Source organism: Sphingomonas alba (assembly GCF_023516555.1).
Taxonomy (GTDB): Bacteria; Pseudomonadota; Alphaproteobacteria; order Sphingomonadales; family Sphingomonadaceae; genus Sphingomicrobium; species Sphingomicrobium album.
Map to the genome: position 1 here is coordinate 646,905 of NZ_JAMGBD010000001.1, position 16,712 is coordinate 663,616.

The following is a 16,712-nucleotide window of genomic DNA, read 5'->3' on the forward strand; positions in this document are numbered from 1 at the left end:
GGCTTGTCGAAAGCGCCTCTTTCCTCCAAATAACAATAGCTTAGGCGGATGCCGCCGAATCTCCTGGGGGATTGATTTCTATGCCGAATTTCTCGTCGCGTTGCCTGGCGCTGTTGCTTGCCGGCTCGATTTTCGCCGGCAGTGCGCCAGCCATTGCGCAGCAGGCCAATGGCTGGGGCATACCCCTCACCGACGTCACCCCCGATACGTCGATCCGTTACGGCACGCTACCCAACGGCATGAAATATGCGATCATGCGCAACGCCATCCCCAAGGGCGCCGGCGCCGTCCGCCTGCGCTTCGAATTCGGCTCGATTGGCGAGCGCGACGACGAGCGCGGCCTCGCCCACTTCATCGAACATATGGCGTTCAACGGCTCCACCCACGTGCCCGAGGGCGAGATGGTGAAGATCCTGGAGCGCAAGGGCCTGAAGTTCGGACCTGATACCAACGCCATCACCGGCTTCGACACCACGACCTACATGCTCGACCTGCCCAAGACCGATGACGATACGGTCGACACGGCGTTGATGCTGTTCCGCGAGGTCGCCAGCGAGGTGAAGTTCGATCCTGCCGCCGTCGACCGCGAACGCGGTGTCGTGCTTGGCGAGAAGCGCGTCCGCGATACCTACCAGCTTCACCAGCTGGAGGACCAGATCGGCTTCCAGCTGCCGTCGACCCCCTATCCCAACCGCATCCCGATCGGGCTCGAGAATGTCTTGAAGACCGCGCCCGCTGATCGACTCAAGGACCTCTATCATCGCTATTACCAGCCGCAGAATGCGACCCTGGTGTTCGTCGGCGATGCCGATCCGGCGCTCATCGAGAAGAAGATTCTCGCCCGCTTTTCCGACTGGAAGGGCGCCGGCGCGGCGGGTCCGGCCCTGCCTCGCGGCAAAGTCGACCTGAAGCGTGGCGCCGAATTCCACAGCTTCTCCGATCCTGCGGTCGCGACGACGGTCAGCCTCACCTCCTTCCGCCCGTGGGAGGAACCGGCCGACACGCTCGCCGAACGCCGCAGAAATGCCGTGCGCGCGCTCGCCGCCGCGACCTTCAACCGCCGCATCCAGCGACTGGTCGCCGCGCCCGACTCCGTCATTCTCGGTGGCGGCGTCAGCACCAATGATTCCGACGATGCCGCTCTCGGCGTCTCCTTGGGCATCGTCGCCAAGGACGGCTCGTGGAAGCAGGCTTTGGGCATCGCCGAACAGGAACTTCGCCGGGCGCTGACATACGGCTTCAACGCCACGGAGTTGAAGACACAGAAGATGGACATGCTCGGCCTGTTCAAGAAGGGCGTCGAGCAGACGGAGTCGCGCACCCACCAGTCGCTGGCCAACACGATCCTTGGCACCGTCGACAAGCCGGACTTCGTCACCACACCGGCCTTCCGCCTCGCCAATTTCGAGAAGATTTATCCCAGCATCACGCCGACGGAAGTCACCGCCGCCTTCCGCGAAATGTGGTCGGGCAGCGCCCCGCTCGTTCACGTCAGCGCCAAGGAGGCGATCACGACGCCGGTGCTCGCGACGGCTTACGCCGACAGCGCCAGGATCGCCGTCGCCGCGCCTGTCGAGGAAGCCGCAGTCGCCTTCGGCTATGCAAAGTTCGGAGAGCCCGGGAAAATCGTCGAGGATCGCCGCGTGGCCGACCTCGGCATTCGCACCATCCGTTTCGCGAACAACGTCCGCCTCAACATCAAGCAAACCGATTTCGAGAAGGGCAAGATCGCCTATTCCGCCCGCCTTGCCGGTGGCACGGTCGCCCTCCCGCAAAACCAGCCGGGCATTGCGACCATGTTGTCCGCTTCCGCGGCCATGTCCGCGACCCGCAAGCATTCGCTCGACGACATCCGCACCATCCTTGCCGGCCACGACGTCTCGCCAGGTTGGTCGGTGCAGACCGACGCGTTCGTGGCCGCCGGCAACACGAGCGCCAAGGACATCGCCCTGCAGATGAAACTGAGCGCCGCCTATCTCACCGACCCCGGCTACCGCGCCGAGGCGGAGACGCAGTGGAAGAATATCGTCCCGATCGTCGACAAGCAGCTGACGGCGACGCCGGCGAACCTGCTCGGTTCGAGGCTCCCGGCCATTCTTGCCTCCAACGACTTGCGCTTCGGCATTCCGCCGACGAGCGAGCTCGAAAAGCGCAACCTCAGCCAGGCCAGTGCGGCCATGGCGCCGTTCGTCACCCAGGCGCCGATCGAGATCGGCATCGTCGGCGACGTCGACGAAAATGCCGCGATCAAGGCGGTCGCCGAAAGCTTCGGCGCCCTGCCGGCCCGCCTGGCGTCGGAGCCGGTCAATCCGGGCACAAAGACCGCGCACTTCCGCACCGACACCTCGCTGATCCAGCTCTCGCACAGCGGCGGCGCCGACCAGGCGCTTGTCGGCGCGGCCTGGCCGACCGACGACGACCATGATTTCCGCAAGGAAGTCGGGCTCGCCATGCTCGGCGAGGTCATGGACCTGATGCTGACCGAAAGCGTCCGCGAGGAGCTGGGGGATTCCTACGGCGTCTCCGTCGGCTCGGACATGTCCGATGTCTACAAGGGCTTCGGGTTCCTGCTGGTCAGCTCGGTCGTCGCACCTGACAAGGTCGATGAGGTCGAAGGCGCCATCGCCAAGGTCGCCAGGAGCCTACGCGACAAGCCGGTCAGTGACGACATCCTGCTCCGCGCCCGGACGCCGATGCTCGAAAGCGCCGCCAAGGAGACCCGGCAGAACTCTTACTGGCTGCGTTATGTCGACGAGGCCCAGACCGAAGCCGACCGCCTCGATCGCATCCGCACCCGCGACAAGCTGATCCGTTCGATAACCGCCGCCGACCTGCAGGCGCTGGCAAAACAGTATCTGGTCGACGGCAAGGAACAGCGCGTCCGCATCCTCAGCGACAAGCTGCAGACTGCGTCGGCGGCCACGAAGGACGCAACGGCGAAAGCCAACTAAGGAATGGGCTCCGGAGGCCTAACCCCCGGAGCCCACGCTACTCAGGCGTCTTCCGCCTGCTTGTTCGCCTTGGCCTCGATCTGGTCATGCTTGGGCGAACTACCGCCGATTTCGATCTTCCTCGGCTTCATGGCTTCCGGGATCTCCCGGACAAGCTCGATCGCAAGCATGCCGTCCTTAAGGTCGGCGCCGCGCACCTGGATGTGATCGGCGAGTGCGAAGCGGCGCTCGAACGATCGATTGGCAATGCCCCGATGAACATAGTTGGAGCCATCGTCATCGGGCTTCTGCCCGCGCACGAGCAGCTGGTTCTGCTGTGATGTGAGCTCGATATCGTCCTTGCCGAAGCCGGCAACCGCCACTTCGATACGATACCGGTTGTCGTCGACCTTGATGAGGTCGAACGGCGGGTAGTTTTCTCCGCCGAAATTGCTGTTCTCCAGCATTTCGAAGAGCCGGTCGAAACCGACGCTGGAACGGCGAAAATTTCCAAAATCCAATGCACTACGCATGTCTTGTCCTCCATAAGAAGCGACTGGCAGGGCGAGGGCGCGCGTGCGGGCGTCTTCGCCCCGTCACCGGGCCCAAGTGGCGCCCGGCGGCCAAGAAATGGTTTTCGCAAAATCGATTTCAAGAGGCCTGATGTCCCTTTAAAATCACAGCATTGCGAAACTCGGCAGCGGCGCTTGGCAGCCTGTGTTTCGCGGCCCTATAGCCGGTGCAAATGTCCGACTTATTCTCGTCCAACTCCAATTCGACGCCCGATAGCTACGACGCTTCCTCGATCGAGGTCCTCGAGGGCCTGGAACCCGTCCGCCGCCGTCCCGGCATGTATATTGGCGGGACCGATGCGCGGGCGCTCCACCACCTCGCCGCCGAGGTCATCGACAATTCGATGGACGAAGCTGTCGCCGGCCATGCAAGCCGGATCGAGGTGACGCTGGAGTCGGGCAACCGCCTGATCGTCACTGACAACGGCCGCGGCATGCCCGTCGACCCCCACCCCAAATATCCGGGCAAGTCGGCGCTCGAAGTCATCCTCACCATGCTGCACTCGGGCGGCAAGTTCGAGGGCAAGGCCTATTCGACCTCCGGCGGCCTCCACGGCGTCGGCGTCTCGGTCGTCAACGCCTTGTCGACCGAAACAATCGTCGAGGTCGCCCGCGACAAGAAGCTCTACCGCCAGACCTTCTCAAAGGGCCTCGCCACCTCTCCGCTCGAAGAGATCGGCGCCGCTCCCAATCGCCGCGGGACGACCGTCAGCTTCGTCCCGGACGCCGAGATTTTTGGCGCGGACGCAAGGTTCGACCCCGCCCGCCTCTACAAACTGGCTCGCTCGAAGGCTTACCTCTTCGCGGGTGTCGAAATCCGCTGGCGCTGCGACCCGTCGCTCGCCTCCGCCGAGGTCCCCGAACAAGCCGTTTTCCAGTTCCCCGGCGGCCTCGCCGATCACCTCGCCGAGCAGATCGGCACGCGAGAGTGCGTCACCGCCCAGCCCTTCGCGGGCCGGCAGGACTTCCCGGACTCGCAGGGCTCCGCCGAATGGGCCGTCGCCTGGCCTTTGTGGTCCGAGGGCAGCGAAAGCTATTATTGCAACACTATCCCGACGCCCGACGGCGGCACCCACGAAGCCGGCCTCCGCGCCGCCCTCACCAAGGGCATCCGCGCCTTCGGCGACCTCATTGGCAACAAGAAGGCGAAGGACATCACCGCCGACGACGTCTTCAACGGCGTCGAACTGATGCTGAGCGTCTTCATCCGCAACCCGCATTTCCAGAGCCAGACCAAGGACCGCCTCACCAGCCTCGAGGCCGCGCGGTTCGTCGAAGCCGCCGTCCGTGACCATTTCGACCATTTCCTGGCCGACAATATGGATCGCGGCCGCGCTTTGCTCGGCTCGATCATCGAGCGGATGGAGGAGCGCCTCAAGCGCCGCGCGGAGCGCGAGGTGAAGCGCAAGACCGCCACCTCCGCGCGCAAGCTCCGCCTCCCCGGCAAACTCACCGACTGCGCCAATGACGAGCCGGCGGGAACCGAGCTCTTCATCGTCGAAGGCGACAGCGCCGGCGGCTCGGCCAAGCAGGCCCGCGACCGCAAGACGCAGGCGATCCTCCCCATCCGCGGCAAGATCCTCAACGTGGCCTCGGCGACCGCCGACAAGATCCGCGCCAATACGGAAATCGCCGACCTTATCCAGGCTTTGGGCTGCGGCACGCGCGACAAGTGGGAAGAAGATTCGCTGCGTTACGAGCGAATCATCATCATGACCGACGCCGACGTCGACGGCGCCCATATCGCCACCTTGCTGATGACTTTCTTTTTTCAGGAAATGCCGGAGCTGGTGCGGCGCGGCCACCTCTACCTTGCGCAGCCGCCGCTCTACCGCCTGACCTCGGGGTCGAAATCCCTCTACGCCCGCGACGACGCCCACCGTGCCGAGATCGAAGCAAAGGAGTTCAAGGGCAAGAAGGTCGAAGTCGGCCGCTTCAAGGGTCTCGGCGAGATGAACCCGAACCAGCTCAAGGAAACGACGATGGACCCGGGCTCACGCTCGCTCCTCCGCGTCACGCTCCCCTCGCAATATGAGGACCGGCAGCCGGTAAAGGACCTGGTCGAGCGGCTGATGGGCAAGAACCCCGAACACCGCTTCCAGTTTATCCAGAGCCGAGCCTCGGCGATCGAAGACGATGCCATCGACGCCTAGTCCGGGGGACTAGGCCAAAGATGGCATGATCGACGCTTAGAAGCTCGACGCGGAGTCTAGCAGCCCCAGCCTGTCACCTGGGCCCAATGGGCCTCGCGCTTCATGCGGTCGATGTCCGCTTCGTCGAGCGGCTGGTCTAGGCTGACGCCGCAATGCTCCGGCGTCCGCCAGACGACCGTGCCCATGCGGTCCTGCGAACCGACGACCATCAGCATGTCGTTGCCAGGCGCCGGCAAGTCGCGGCCGCCCATCCGGGCGCCTTCGGCGGAGACGTCGGTGATCATCACGGAACGCGAGCGAGTGACGGATACCGCGGAGCCCGCCAACATTACTTCCTCGCGCGGATAGCGGCGGCGGCAATCGTGAAAGGGGTTTGCAACTGCGTCCATTCCCGCGTCCTTTTCGCGTTGAAGTCACGCGTGTCGCACCGCGCGACCTCCTCTGAAATGGCACAATCCCGATTGTTCCAGCTTGGGACGAAATCCGTTGCGTCAGCCTGGGCCAGTGACCACCTTGATCTGTGGCGCACTGGAGAGCGGGAGCCCTAACGCGCACCCCACCCAGTCAAGATCGTTTTCACCGTCCGGAACAGGATCAGGATGTCCAGCCAGGGCGAGAAATATTTGATGTAGAAGAAATCGAACTGCAGCTTCTGGTGGACTTCATTGACCTCGGCGACATGGCCCTGGTTGACCTGCGCCCAGCCCGAGATTCCCGGCCGGACAACATGGCGGTAGCGGTAAAAGGGAATTTCCGCCGTGTACCAGGTCGACAAGACATGCGCCTCTGGGCGCGGACCAATGAAGCTCATCTCTCCGCGCAAAATGTTGCCGAGCTGCGGCAGCTCGTCGAGGCGTGCGCGACGGAGGAACGCACCGAGCCCGGTAACTCGAACGTCGCCGTCGCCGGTCATCGCAGCCTGCCGGTCGTCGGCGTCGAGGTCCGATACCAACCTCATGGTCCGGAATTTGTAGACGGTGAACTCCTGACCGCCGCGCCCGATGCGCTTCTGCCGGAACAGGACGGGCGCACCATCGGCAAGGCGGATGGCGATCGCGCATAGCGCCATCAGGGGCAGTGCAACCGGAAGTATCGCCACCGCCCACAGGAAATCGGCGAGATGCTTCACCGCCATATAGGCGTTGGTGGGCGCCAGGCTGCCGAAGCTGTTCTCCGACAGATGCTGGATCTGGACCCTGCCGGTCAGCGACTCCTTGAGCTGCTCGACCTGGTAGACAATGCGGCCATCGACCGCAGCATCGGCCAGGAAAGCCTCCCATTCGTCGGGCACCGCCGCAAAATCGGCAACGATGGCGCTGCACTGGTCCGCGTCCCTCAAGTCCGGCCGATGCAGGTGATGCCAATGGACCCGATCGATTTGCGGCAGGCCGTCCACCGCACCGAACGGAACTATGGCGATGCGCGGCAGGACGTGCCGCTGGACGAAGAAATACATGGCGTAGGCCCAGACCAGGTGCAGGCCGAAGCCGACCGCCAGCATTGGGCGGTGATAGGGCAGCCGGGACAGAAGCAGCAGCGTCACGATCGTCGCGTGGGATGCGACGATCGCCGGCAGGATCAGCTGTCCGCCGCGAATGCCGGGATAGGTACTGACCGAAATCCGGATCCAGAGCGCAAGGCAGATCGCCGCGACATTGGCGAACATGCTGTTGTGATAGGCAAATGGATCGAATGTCGCGTCGGTGATCCACCAGCGGAGGAATGCCCAGGGGATGAGCGCCGCGACGACAATGGCTCCCAGGAATTCGAAGCGGCGGCGCAGGACGAACCTTTGCTTGGCGCGCGGTTTCGGGGGTGCGACCTGCAGCATCTCAGAGCGACCAATAGTCGATGCCGGCGGGCATGTCCTTGCCCCGCCACATCGCCTTGATGTCGGCCAGCGTCCCATCCGGAGCGACCAAAGCCGCCAGCTGGTCCCGATCGAAGTCGCGATACTGGTCATGCTTTACCGCGCCGATGACCAGGTCGAAGGCCCGTCCATCCACTTTTTCGGGCTCGCGGCCGAATTCGGCCCTGACTTCACGGGGGTCCGCGTGCGGATCGGCAACCGAAACCCGATGGCCCAATTGCTCCAATCGCTCGATCAGGTCGGCGGAGCGGCTGTTGCGGAGGTCGGGCACGTTTTCCTTGAACGTCAGGCCCAACACCAGTGCCGTGCCGGCCTTGCCCGCGCGATGCGCATGCAGCCGGTCGGCGATCCAGCGCCCCATGCCGTCATTGGTGTCGCGCCCGGCAAGGATGACCTGCGGATGGTGGCCAAGGCTCTGCGCCAGGTGACTGAGGTAATAAGGGTCGACGCCGATGCAGTGGCCGCCGACGAGGCCGGGTTCGAATCCGAGGAAATTCCATTTCGTCTTCGCTGCAGCCAGCACATCCCACGTGCTGACGCCCATGCCGCCGAGGATCTGCGCGACCTCGTTCATAAAGGCGACATTGATGTCCCGCTGGGCGTTCTCGATGACCTTGGCGGCTTCGGCGGCCTTGATCGAAGCGGCCCGGAACACGCCGGCGCTGGTTATGGCGCCGTAGACTTGGGCAAGCTGCTCCACGACCTCGTCGTCCTCGCCGGCGATCACCTTGACGATCTTGTCGATACTGTGGATCCGGTCGCCGGGGTTGATGCGCTCCGGGCTGTAGCCCAGCCGGAAGTCGCGCCCGCGCTTCAGGCCGGCTGCCTCCAGTGCCCCGCCGCAGGTTTCCTCGGTCACGCCGGGATAGACGGTACTTTCATAAACAATTGTCGGCCGCCTGGCGGGATCGGCCACCCGGGCAATCATCGCAGTCGCCGACAACACGGCGCCAAGGTCCGGCCTGTTCGCCATATCCACCGGCGTCGGGACGGTGACGATGTAGACATCGGCGGCGCCGCAATCGGCTTCATCGCTCGTCAGGTTGAGGGACGATGCCGCAAGCCTTGCAGCCTCGATTTCGCCCGTACGGTCGTGGCCCTCGCGAAGCTCGCCGATGCGACCTTTGTCGATATCGAAACCGACCACCGCAAAATGCTCTGCGAGCGCCACGGCCAATGGCAGGCCAACATAGCCGAGGCCCGCCACCACAATCCTGGTCTTACCGCTTTGCGCCATATCCGCTTCAGAACTCATTTGAGTCCACTACGGGCGCAATTCAGTCCATTCTAGACCGAGTTTGCTCCATATTGGCCACGACCAACTCCAAAATGGACCAATCCGAAGCGCTCCACTTCGGCCCGGTCATAGACATTTCGAAGATCGACCAAGGCTTTGCCCTTCATCTTCTGCGCGATCACTTCGAGGTCGAGCGCCCGGAATTCGTCCCATTCAGTAACGATAACGACTGCGTCCGCGCCCGCTGCCGTCTCATATTCATCCTCTGCAAAAGTGATGCCGGGCAGCAAAGGCTCGGCCTGTTCGCGGCCGACGGGATCGAAGGCCGCGACTTCGGCGCCGCCTTCCAGCAGTCGCTGGATCAACGGGATGGACGGTGCGTCACGCATGTCATCGGTGTTCGGCTTGAAGGTGAGGCCGAGGACCCCGATGCGCTTGCCCTTGAGGCTGCCACCGACCGCCTTTGCTACGCGATCTGCCATCGCCGCCTTGCGGTCGTCGTTGACGCTGACGACGGTCGAGATGATCCTCTGTTCCACTCCCGCCTCTTCGGCGGTCCTCAGCAACGCCAGCGTATCCTTGGGGAAGCAGCTGCCGCCATAACCGGGGCCGGCATGCAGGAACTTGGCGCCGATGCGGTTGTCGAGGCCGATGCCGCGCGCCACTTCCTGGACGTCCGCGCCGACCGCTTCGCACAGGTCCGCCACTTCGTTGATGAAGCTGATCTTCATCGCCAGGAAGGCGTTGGCGGCATATTTGGTCAGCTCCGCGGTCCGTCGTCCGGTGAGCACGATCGGCGCCTGGTTAAGGAACAGGGGCCGGTAGATCTCTTTCAGGACTTCACGGGCGTGGTCGTCCTCGGCGCCGACCACAATCCGGTCGGGAATCTTGAAATCGCGGATCGCGGCGCCCTCACGCAGGAATTCGGGGTTTGACGCGACGCTGCAACCTTCGGGCGCGCCCTCTTCCTTCAGGATTTCGGCGATACGATCGCCTGTGCCGACCGGCACGGTCGATTTGGTGACGACGACGATCGGCTTGGTTGCCGCCTTGGCTAGCTCCCGCACCGCTTCGTAGACATAGGTCAGGTCGGCATGCCCATCGCCGCGGCGGGCCGGCGTGCCGACGGCGATGAACACCGCGTCCGCGCGCTCGATTCCCGCCTTGAGATCCGTCGTGAACGACAGGCGGCCGTGCTGGATGTTGGACTTTACCAGCCCTTCCAGCCCCGGCTCCCAGATCGGCATGACCCCGGCCTTGATCTTGTCGATCTTGGCGGTGTCCTTGTCGATGCAGGTCACGTGGTGGCCGAAGTCGGCAAAGCAGGCGCCGGAAACGAGGCCGACATAGCCCGTGCCGATCATGGCGAGATGCATGGAATACCCTTTGGAAGACTGATCGACCGCGCCTTTAGCCGCGCCGCCCCTGCCGTGCTAGGCCCAGCGAATGACCGACATCACGATCAGGCTCGAAAAGCAGGACGAACGCCACGGCCGTTACGTCGCACAGGTCGAAGGCCGGGACGGCGAAGCTGAGCTGACCTTCACCTGGCGCGGCGAGCACCTGCTTTCCGCCGACCACACCGAGACGCCCGATGATCTGCGCGGCATGGGTATTGCGCTGGCCCTGGTGGAACGCCTCGTCGCGGATGCCCGCGCCCAGGGGTTCAAAATCATCCCTCTCTGCCCCTACATCCACGACAAATATGAAAGCCACCCCGAGTGGGCGGACGTGATGACGAGCGCCCCGGGAGAGCTCCCGCACATCGTCATCCGCTAGCGCCTTCTTTTCGCCCGAAAAGTCGCTATATCGCGGCCGCTTCCGTTATGGCCAAAGTTCTTCCCACCCCGCCGCGCGTCGGCATGGTATCGCTCGGCTGCCCCAAGGCGCTGGTCGATTCCGAGCGAATCCTCACCAAGCTCCGCGCCGAAGGTTATGAGATGTCGCCCGATTATGCCGGCGCCGACGTCGTGCTCGTCAACACCTGCGGTTTCCTCGATTCCGCCAAGGAAGAGAGCCTCGAAGCGATTGGGGAAGCGATCGCGGAGAACGGCCGCGTCGTTGTCACCGGCTGCATGGGCAAGGAAGCCGAAATCATCCGCAACCGCTTCCCGGACGTGCTCGCGATTACCGGCCCGCAACAGTATGAGGAAGTCGTCGCCGCCGTCCACGAGGCCGCGCCGCCGATCCCCTCACCATTCGTCGACCTGGTACCCGAAGCCGGCCTGAAGCTGACGCCGCGCCACTATAGCTATGTGAAGATCTCCGAGGGCTGCAATCACCGCTGCGCCTTCTGCATCATCCCATCGATCCGCGGCGACCTCGCCAGCCGCCGTCCTGACGCCATCCTCCGCGAAGCGGAAAAGCTCGTGGCGGCAGGCACCAAAGAATTGTTGGTCATCAGCCAGGACACCAGCGCCTATGGCCTCGACCTCAAGCATGCGGCCTATCCGCTCAAGGGCGGCGGTGAAGTCCGCGCTCACATGACCGACCTCGCCGCGGCGATGGGCGAATTGCGCACTCCGGAGGGTGAGACTCCCTGGGTCCGCCTCCACTACGTCTACCCCTATCCGCACGTCGACCGCATCATCCCGATGATGGCGGCGGGCAAGGTGCTGCCCTACCTCGACATCCCGTTCCAGCACGCCTCGCCGAAGGTGCTCCGCGCCATGAAGCGCCCGGCGAACGAAGCGAAGGTGCTCGAGCGGCTGCAGGCGTGGCGCGCAATCGTCCCCGACATCGCCGTCCGCTCCAGCTTCGTCGTTGGCTTCCCGGGCGAGACCGAGGAGGACTTCCAGTATCTCCTCGACTGGCTGGGTGAGGCCCAGCTCGACCGCGTCGGGGCCTTCAAGTTCGAACCCGTCGAGGGCGCCTCCGCCAACGACCTCCCCGACCCCGTTTCGGACGAGGAGAAGCAGGACCGCTACGACCGCATCATGGCCCTCTCGGCCCGCATCAGCGCCGACAAGCTCGCCGCCAAGGTCGGCTCGACCCTCGACGTCCTGATCGACGCGGTCGATGAAAAAACAGGCGGCGCGACCGGCCGCTCCAAGGCCGACGCCCCGGAAATCGACGGCGAAGTCCATTTACGCGACGCCAGCGGCCTCAAGCCGGGCGATATCGTCCGCGCCAATATCGAAGAGTCAGACGAGCACGATCTCTACGGCGTCCCCGCCTAAAGCGCCCGCCGCCGCTCGCCGCTCAGCCGGTCCCCGACCTCGCTTTGCGCCAGGAAGTCGCGCATCATCTCGCGGACGTCTTCGTAGGTGCCCAGCCGCACCGAGCCGCTGGTCCCCGGCCAGCTGGCAAAGACGAAACCGTCCTCAAGGCTAAAGAGGAGTGCGTCGCTGGCATGAGCGTTAGCGGGCGAGAGGTGCATTCCCCACATGGCGTTGGCCCTATCCATTCCCCTGTTATCCTGACATTTTGACCGGCAGCCCGAGCGCCGCCCATCGCATTAATTACGGATTAACAACGGAAATGTTCCCCCATGGGAAAAGGCCTTAGGGCGAGGTTGCGGGTCTTTCCCTAGCCGTTTTTGCCGTCGAGCCCCTGCGACCGTTCCTCGGCCGCTCGCTCATAGGAATCGGCAAGCTGCGCGAAGACCTTGCGGCCTTCCTCCGTCAGCGCCGTCTGCGCGAGCTGGCGATAGGACGCCGCGCGCGCGCGCAACTGCTTCACAACCTCAGGCATTTCCCGCTCCAGCCCGAGTGACCCCGGCCCGAAACTATAGCGAATCGCAGACCCGTTGTTTAATTTTTATTAATCTCGCGAAAATGGCGCCCCGGGGACCTTCCTCGCGGCGCCATTCTCGAACTCCCGGTCTTACGGCCACCAGACCCATTCGTCGGAGTCGATGCGGCCATTGCCGTTGCGATCGATCCTTCCCCAGGCATTGGCCGACCAATATTCGTCGGCGCTGAGGTAACCGTCACCATTGGCGTCGAACGAGGTCCAATAGTTCGGCCAATAGTCCGGATGGTAATAGGCCTCGCGGTAGAAGCCGCCGGCGCGATAGCAATGTTCGAACTCGCTCCGGCTGATGCGGCCGTCGTGGTTCATGTCCCAATAGCCGTAGCTGCTGGTTCGATAGGTGTTCCATTCGTCGCCACTGATGAAGCCGTCATTGTTGACGTCGACATATCCATAGGTGCCGCAAACACCGCCAGCTGAAGCAACGCCTACCGGCGCCGTATTAAACGCGCAGCCGGCAAGGCCTGCCGTGCCTGCGAGTAGGATCGGTAAAATGAACTTACGCATTGGGCTCTCCTCATCGAGCCCCCCACTGGCCGCACTGACGCGGCATGACCCAAAAACCCCCGAAATCGGTCGCTGTTCCGCGTCAGGGGCCCCCGAGCGCAAGGAGAGAATTGCAAAGCAATTGTCGACTAGCGCGCAGAGAGGGCGCGGCCCGGCCGGCCTGCGCGCATTGGCGCGACAGGACCGACGTCACGAATTTACTTCGTGACGGCGCAGGCGGCATTGCTTCATTCCTCCATCGAGCCCATTTGGCAGCGATGAATCGCGAGCAACTGATCGCCAAGATGCGTGGCCGTATCGAGATGTGCCGCCGCCTCGCCCAATCGACGACGGACCAGCGCACGGCTGACACACTGCGTCAGATGGCCGACGAAGGCGATCGAGACTTGGCCGAGTTGATGGCCCAGCCAGTAAGCGAGCCGGCCGAGATCGAGATCAAGCCGGAGGCTCCCCCGGCCGCATAGGCCGATGAATGCTTCGCAGTGGGCGCTTGGAACCTCAGGCCAGGAAGAGTAAGCCGAACGCTTCTTGGGCTGGAGGGACCGTCCAATGACCGTCAAGCAAATGTTCGCTCTATCGTTCGCCGCGTCGGCGTCACTGATTGCCACCGCCGTTTCCGCCGGGGGCGGTTTGGAAGGCAATACGCGGCGGTTTAGCGCCAATATGACAGGTGCGGCCGAGGTGCCGGGTCCCGGCGATACGGACGGAACCGGCAAGGCCATTCTCGAGCTCGATCCGGCTCACGATCGCCTCTGTTACAAGCTGAAGGTTGAAGGAATCGACCCCGCAACCATGTCGCATATCCATCTTGGCGCCGAAGGCGTTGCGGGCGCTGTCGCCGTAAAACTGGACCCGCCCACCAAGGGCGTCAGCGGCAACTGCACCCAGATTCCGCCCGAATTGACCCAAGGGCTGATGAAGAAGGCATCCGACTATTACGTCAACGTCCACAATGACGCCTTCCCCAACGGCGCCATCAGGGGCCAGGTCAAATAGCTGCCGAGCGCAGTTAAGAGACGCGCAGCGTCACCTGAACTGCGCGAAAGATAGCGAATTGCGGCCAGCCCGCGGCGCAGCGGACGGGACTGACGTCCTGCGATTCACTCGCATGACTGCCCCACCGAATCCCCAGAACAAACCACTCTCGGAGCGACCCCGCAAATGGTCGAACGCGGAGACTCGCCCGTCCACGTCATCCCCGCGAACGCGGGCATTCGCCTCTCCACGTCATCCCCGCGAACGCGGGGATCCCGCTTCCCTCAGACATTGATCGTCTCGAACAAGTCGTCTGCACGCCGAAAAATTGCTGCAGTGCAAGAGTCCCCTTTGGGTGGAAAGCTGCCACCACCTTTGCGTCTGCCATATCCGGGAACGCGAAGGTCGCCGAGCAGTGATCGCTTGGCGGCGTAAAGCTCGGCCGAACGTTCTAAGGGTGCTCGACCGAGACTTTCGTCCCCGGTTCGTTTTCGCTGGTCGTCACGGTTGCGCCGAGTTGTTTGGCAAGTGCATCCACGATTCCGGTGCCAAGGCCCGGCGTTCCTGCGCCATCGCCATTGCCGATGCCAACTCCGTCATCCTTGACGGTAAGCGACCAACCTTCTCCCTTAGCGGCATAGTCAACCGTGACTGAGCCGCTCTGCTCGGGTTCTGGGAAGGCATGCTTCAGCGCGTTGATGACCAATTCGGTCACGATGAGCCCGAGACTGACCGACACGTTGGCAGTCGCCTTGGTGTCGTCGGCAGTCGAGGACAGCGAGATTCGCTCGGCATCGTCGATCATCGAAGCCCCGATGCTGTCGCACAGCTGCTTGAGGTAGGGGCGAAGCTCGACCTCGTCGTTCGAGGTTATGGCCAGCTGCTTTTGCAGCGTGGCAATCGACATGACCCGGTTGTGCGCGCTGTAGAGGTGTGTGCGGGTTTCTTCGGACTGAACTCGGCGGGCGCTCTGCATGAGCACGCTGGCGATGATCTGAAGGCTGTTGGCGACGCGATGCTGGAGTTCCCTAAGCAGGATCTGCTTCTCCTGAACCAGCTCATCCTTCAACTTCGCCGCCAGCCGAGCCGACGTGATATCCGTGACCGTCATCGCAATCATGGGCTGTTGGCCGCCACCGAGGTCAAGGCGCTGCGCATTTATTGAGACGCAGGCCGTCGCGTGTCCGTCACGGACCAGGTTCATTTCATAGGATTCGACTGCCGCATTGTTGGCCAGCGTCGCCCGAAGCAGCGCATTGAGCTGGGGAACGTCCCATTCACCGTTACCGATTTTTGCCAGCGCAATGCCTTCAATGGCCCTCGGAACAATCCCGAAGGCGCTGCAGAACGACGCACTCGCGCTAATGACCACGAACCGGTCGTCAAGCACCAGCAGTGGCGCTTGGGATGATTCTATCAAGGCCAACGCAAGGCTGGCGGCGGCGTCGGGACGTAAGGGCGTAATAAATTCCATGGCCAAGGCCTTCGGAGACCGAGATCGTCGCGGGACTGCGATTGGCTCGGCAGAAATGCCGGACGTTAGACCGACCCGAAATGGCTGATCAAAAACGCGGAGAGGCCACTATACGCTTTGTTTCCAAAAACCTTGCATCAATTCGGGAGACCTAAAGACGGGCCTTCATGGCGTTGGGGCCGAGGTCGTCTAATGAGCTCACGCTAATGGCAGGAATGGGTCGAAAGCAGACTCTACCGCATTGCAAAAAAATTCTTTCCTACAGCCCCCAATCCATGATCCAATATGGTTCATGGATGAAATCGACCACGAACCAGAAAGCAACCTTGCCCTCGCCACGACGCTCGAGGACAGCTTCTTCGAAACCCGTCGCTTCCGCAACGATGGCTGGGACGGTCCGACCAAGGCGCTCTTCTGCCGGACGCTGGCCGAGACCGGCATCGTCCGCGATGCCTGCCGAGCGTGCAATATGTCGGCCAAGTCGGCCTATGCCTTGCGCCACCGCGATCCATTGTTCGCCCGCGCCTGGGAAGCCGCTTTGTCCATGGCCCGCGAGCGTCTCGCCGACGAATTGCTTGCCCGGTCGCTGAAGGGCAGCGCCGAGCAGATCGTCCGCGACGGCTGCATCTGGGGCGAACGCCACCATTTCGACAACAAGCTCGCCTTCTCCATCCTCCGCCGCCTCGACCGCCGCGCCGAGCTTGGTTCGACCTTCAAGACCCCGGCCGCCTGGGAGATGCCGGCGACGCCGCCTGCCCTGACCGGCGAGTGGCAACTCGTGCTCGACGCCATGAGCGAAGACCGCATCGCCGACGCCGAGCGGCTGCTCACCCCGAAGCCCAAAGGTAACGGGGGTAACGACCCCCCGTTTTCGTTGGATTCCGAAGAGGAAAACGAGGGTGACAGCGAGCCCGAAGCCCCGCAGCGCGTGTGGCGTGATTGGGAGGACGAGTGGCGCACCGACTTCCCTGCCCCCGCCGGTTTCGACGGCGACGAATGGGGATCCTGGGATGACGAGGAAGGCTATTCCCGCACCCTCACCCAAGACGAACGCGCCGCCCTAGCCGCCGCCGGCATGATCCGCATCGAAGAAACGATCGAGATCAGCATCGAAGAAGACGAAGCCGCAAGAGACGCCTTCTTCGCCGCCCTCCGCACCGTCACCCCGGCCAACGAGCCGGGGTCCGCCTGCCTTCAACCGCAACAAGGAAAGGCAGATGCCGGATCGAGTCCGGCATGAC

16 protein-coding genes are annotated in these 16,712 nt (G+C 63.4%); 7 read left to right on the forward strand and 9 right to left on the reverse strand.

The genetic code is table 11. The features are described from left to right. The first annotated feature begins 80 nt into the window (after positions 1–80). Positions 81–2,951, forward strand: coding sequence for a M16 family metallopeptidase (locus LZ536_RS03365; protein ID WP_249846880.1), 2,871 nt, complete (start codon positions 81–83; stop codon positions 2,949–2,951). A 41-nt stretch (positions 2,952–2,992) separates the two neighbouring features. Here LZ536_RS03365 and LZ536_RS03370 read toward each other — a convergent pair whose 3' ends face one another. After that, a complete protein-coding gene (locus tag LZ536_RS03370) occupies positions 2,993–3,463 on the reverse strand; it encodes an Hsp20 family protein (protein ID WP_249846881.1) in 471 nt (156 codons plus the stop codon). Between the two features lie 212 nt (positions 3,464–3,675). On the opposite strand from LZ536_RS03370, the gene parE reads away from it, so the two are divergent. Further along, complete coding sequence (gene parE / locus LZ536_RS03375; RefSeq protein WP_249846882.1) at positions 3,676–5,655, forward strand: DNA topoisomerase IV subunit B; 1,980 nt, start codon at positions 3,676–3,678, stop codon at positions 5,653–5,655. 56 nt (positions 5,656–5,711) lie between these two features. Here the strand turns inward: parE and LZ536_RS03380 are convergent, their stop codons facing one another. From LZ536_RS03380 to LZ536_RS03395, 4 genes are all read right to left on the reverse strand, one after another. Continuing rightward, positions 5,712–6,044, reverse strand: coding sequence for a PilZ domain-containing protein (locus tag LZ536_RS03380; RefSeq protein ID WP_249846883.1), 333 nt, complete (start codon positions 6,042–6,044; stop codon positions 5,712–5,714). Positions 6,045–6,199: 155 nt separating this feature from the next. Then, positions 6,200–7,486 carry a sugar transferase gene (locus LZ536_RS03385; RefSeq protein ID WP_249846884.1) on the reverse strand — a complete coding sequence of 429 codons (1,287 nt, stop codon included), beginning with the start codon at positions 7,484–7,486 and terminating at the stop codon, positions 6,200–6,202. A gap of 1 nt (position 7,487) precedes the next feature. After that, the gene (locus LZ536_RS03390; RefSeq protein WP_249846885.1) at positions 7,488–8,780 is read right to left on the reverse strand and encodes a nucleotide sugar dehydrogenase; all 1,293 of its coding nucleotides are present in this window, start codon (positions 8,778–8,780) and stop codon (positions 7,488–7,490) included. 32 nt (positions 8,781–8,812) lie between these two features. After that, positions 8,813–10,138 (reverse strand): UDP-glucose dehydrogenase family protein, encoded by a 1,326-nt coding sequence (locus LZ536_RS03395; protein ID WP_249846886.1) that lies wholly within the window; start codon positions 10,136–10,138, stop codon positions 8,813–8,815. Between the two features lie 70 nt (positions 10,139–10,208). Between LZ536_RS03395 and LZ536_RS03400 the strand changes: the two genes are divergently transcribed. Then, on the forward strand, positions 10,209–10,541 hold the full coding sequence (locus LZ536_RS03400; RefSeq protein WP_249846887.1) for a GNAT family N-acetyltransferase: 333 nt from the start codon (positions 10,209–10,211) through the stop codon (positions 10,539–10,541). 47 nt (positions 10,542–10,588) lie between these two features. After that, positions 10,589–11,941 carry a 30S ribosomal protein S12 methylthiotransferase RimO gene (rimO, locus tag LZ536_RS03405; protein WP_249846888.1) on the forward strand — a complete coding sequence of 451 codons (1,353 nt, stop codon included), beginning with the start codon at positions 10,589–10,591 and terminating at the stop codon, positions 11,939–11,941. Here the strand turns inward: rimO and LZ536_RS03410 are convergent. From LZ536_RS03410 to LZ536_RS03420, 3 genes are all read right to left on the reverse strand, one after another. Then, positions 11,938–12,168: a hypothetical protein gene (locus tag LZ536_RS03410; protein ID WP_249846889.1), complete on the reverse strand. Its 231-nt coding sequence runs from the start codon at positions 12,166–12,168 to the stop codon at positions 11,938–11,940. The two genes, rimO and LZ536_RS03410, sit on opposite strands and share 4 nt — an antisense overlap. 122 nt (positions 12,169–12,290) lie before the next feature. Next, positions 12,291–12,455: a hypothetical protein gene (locus LZ536_RS03415; protein WP_249846890.1), complete on the reverse strand. Its 165-nt coding sequence runs from the start codon at positions 12,453–12,455 to the stop codon at positions 12,291–12,293. A 132-nt stretch (positions 12,456–12,587) separates the two neighbouring features. After that, on the reverse strand, positions 12,588–13,022 hold the full coding sequence (locus LZ536_RS03420; RefSeq protein WP_249846891.1) for a CREC-EF hand family protein: 435 nt from the start codon (positions 13,020–13,022) through the stop codon (positions 12,588–12,590). A 257-nt stretch (positions 13,023–13,279) separates the two neighbouring features. Between LZ536_RS03420 and LZ536_RS03425 the strand changes: the two genes are divergently transcribed. Together LZ536_RS03425 and LZ536_RS03430 are read left to right on the forward strand one after the other, a co-directional pair. Further along, on the forward strand, positions 13,280–13,486 hold the full coding sequence (locus LZ536_RS03425) for a hypothetical protein (protein ID WP_249846892.1): 207 nt from the start codon (positions 13,280–13,282) through the stop codon (positions 13,484–13,486). A gap of 85 nt (positions 13,487–13,571) precedes the next feature. Beyond that, positions 13,572–14,018: a CHRD domain-containing protein gene (locus LZ536_RS03430; protein ID WP_249846893.1), complete on the forward strand. Its 447-nt coding sequence runs from the start codon at positions 13,572–13,574 to the stop codon at positions 14,016–14,018. Positions 14,019–14,448: 430 nt separating this feature from the next. On the opposite strand, the gene LZ536_RS03435 is transcribed toward LZ536_RS03430, so the two are convergent. Then, entirely contained in the window at positions 14,449–15,471 is a 1,023-nt protein-coding gene (locus LZ536_RS03435) for a sensor histidine kinase (RefSeq protein ID WP_249846894.1), read from the reverse strand. Positions 15,472–15,763: 292 nt separating this feature from the next. Here LZ536_RS03435 and LZ536_RS03440 point away from each other — a divergent pair, with 292 nt between their 5' ends. Next, complete coding sequence (locus LZ536_RS03440; protein WP_249846895.1) at positions 15,764–16,711, forward strand: hypothetical protein; 948 nt, start codon at positions 15,764–15,766, stop codon at positions 16,709–16,711. The last annotated feature ends 1 nt before the right edge of the window (position 16,712 follow it).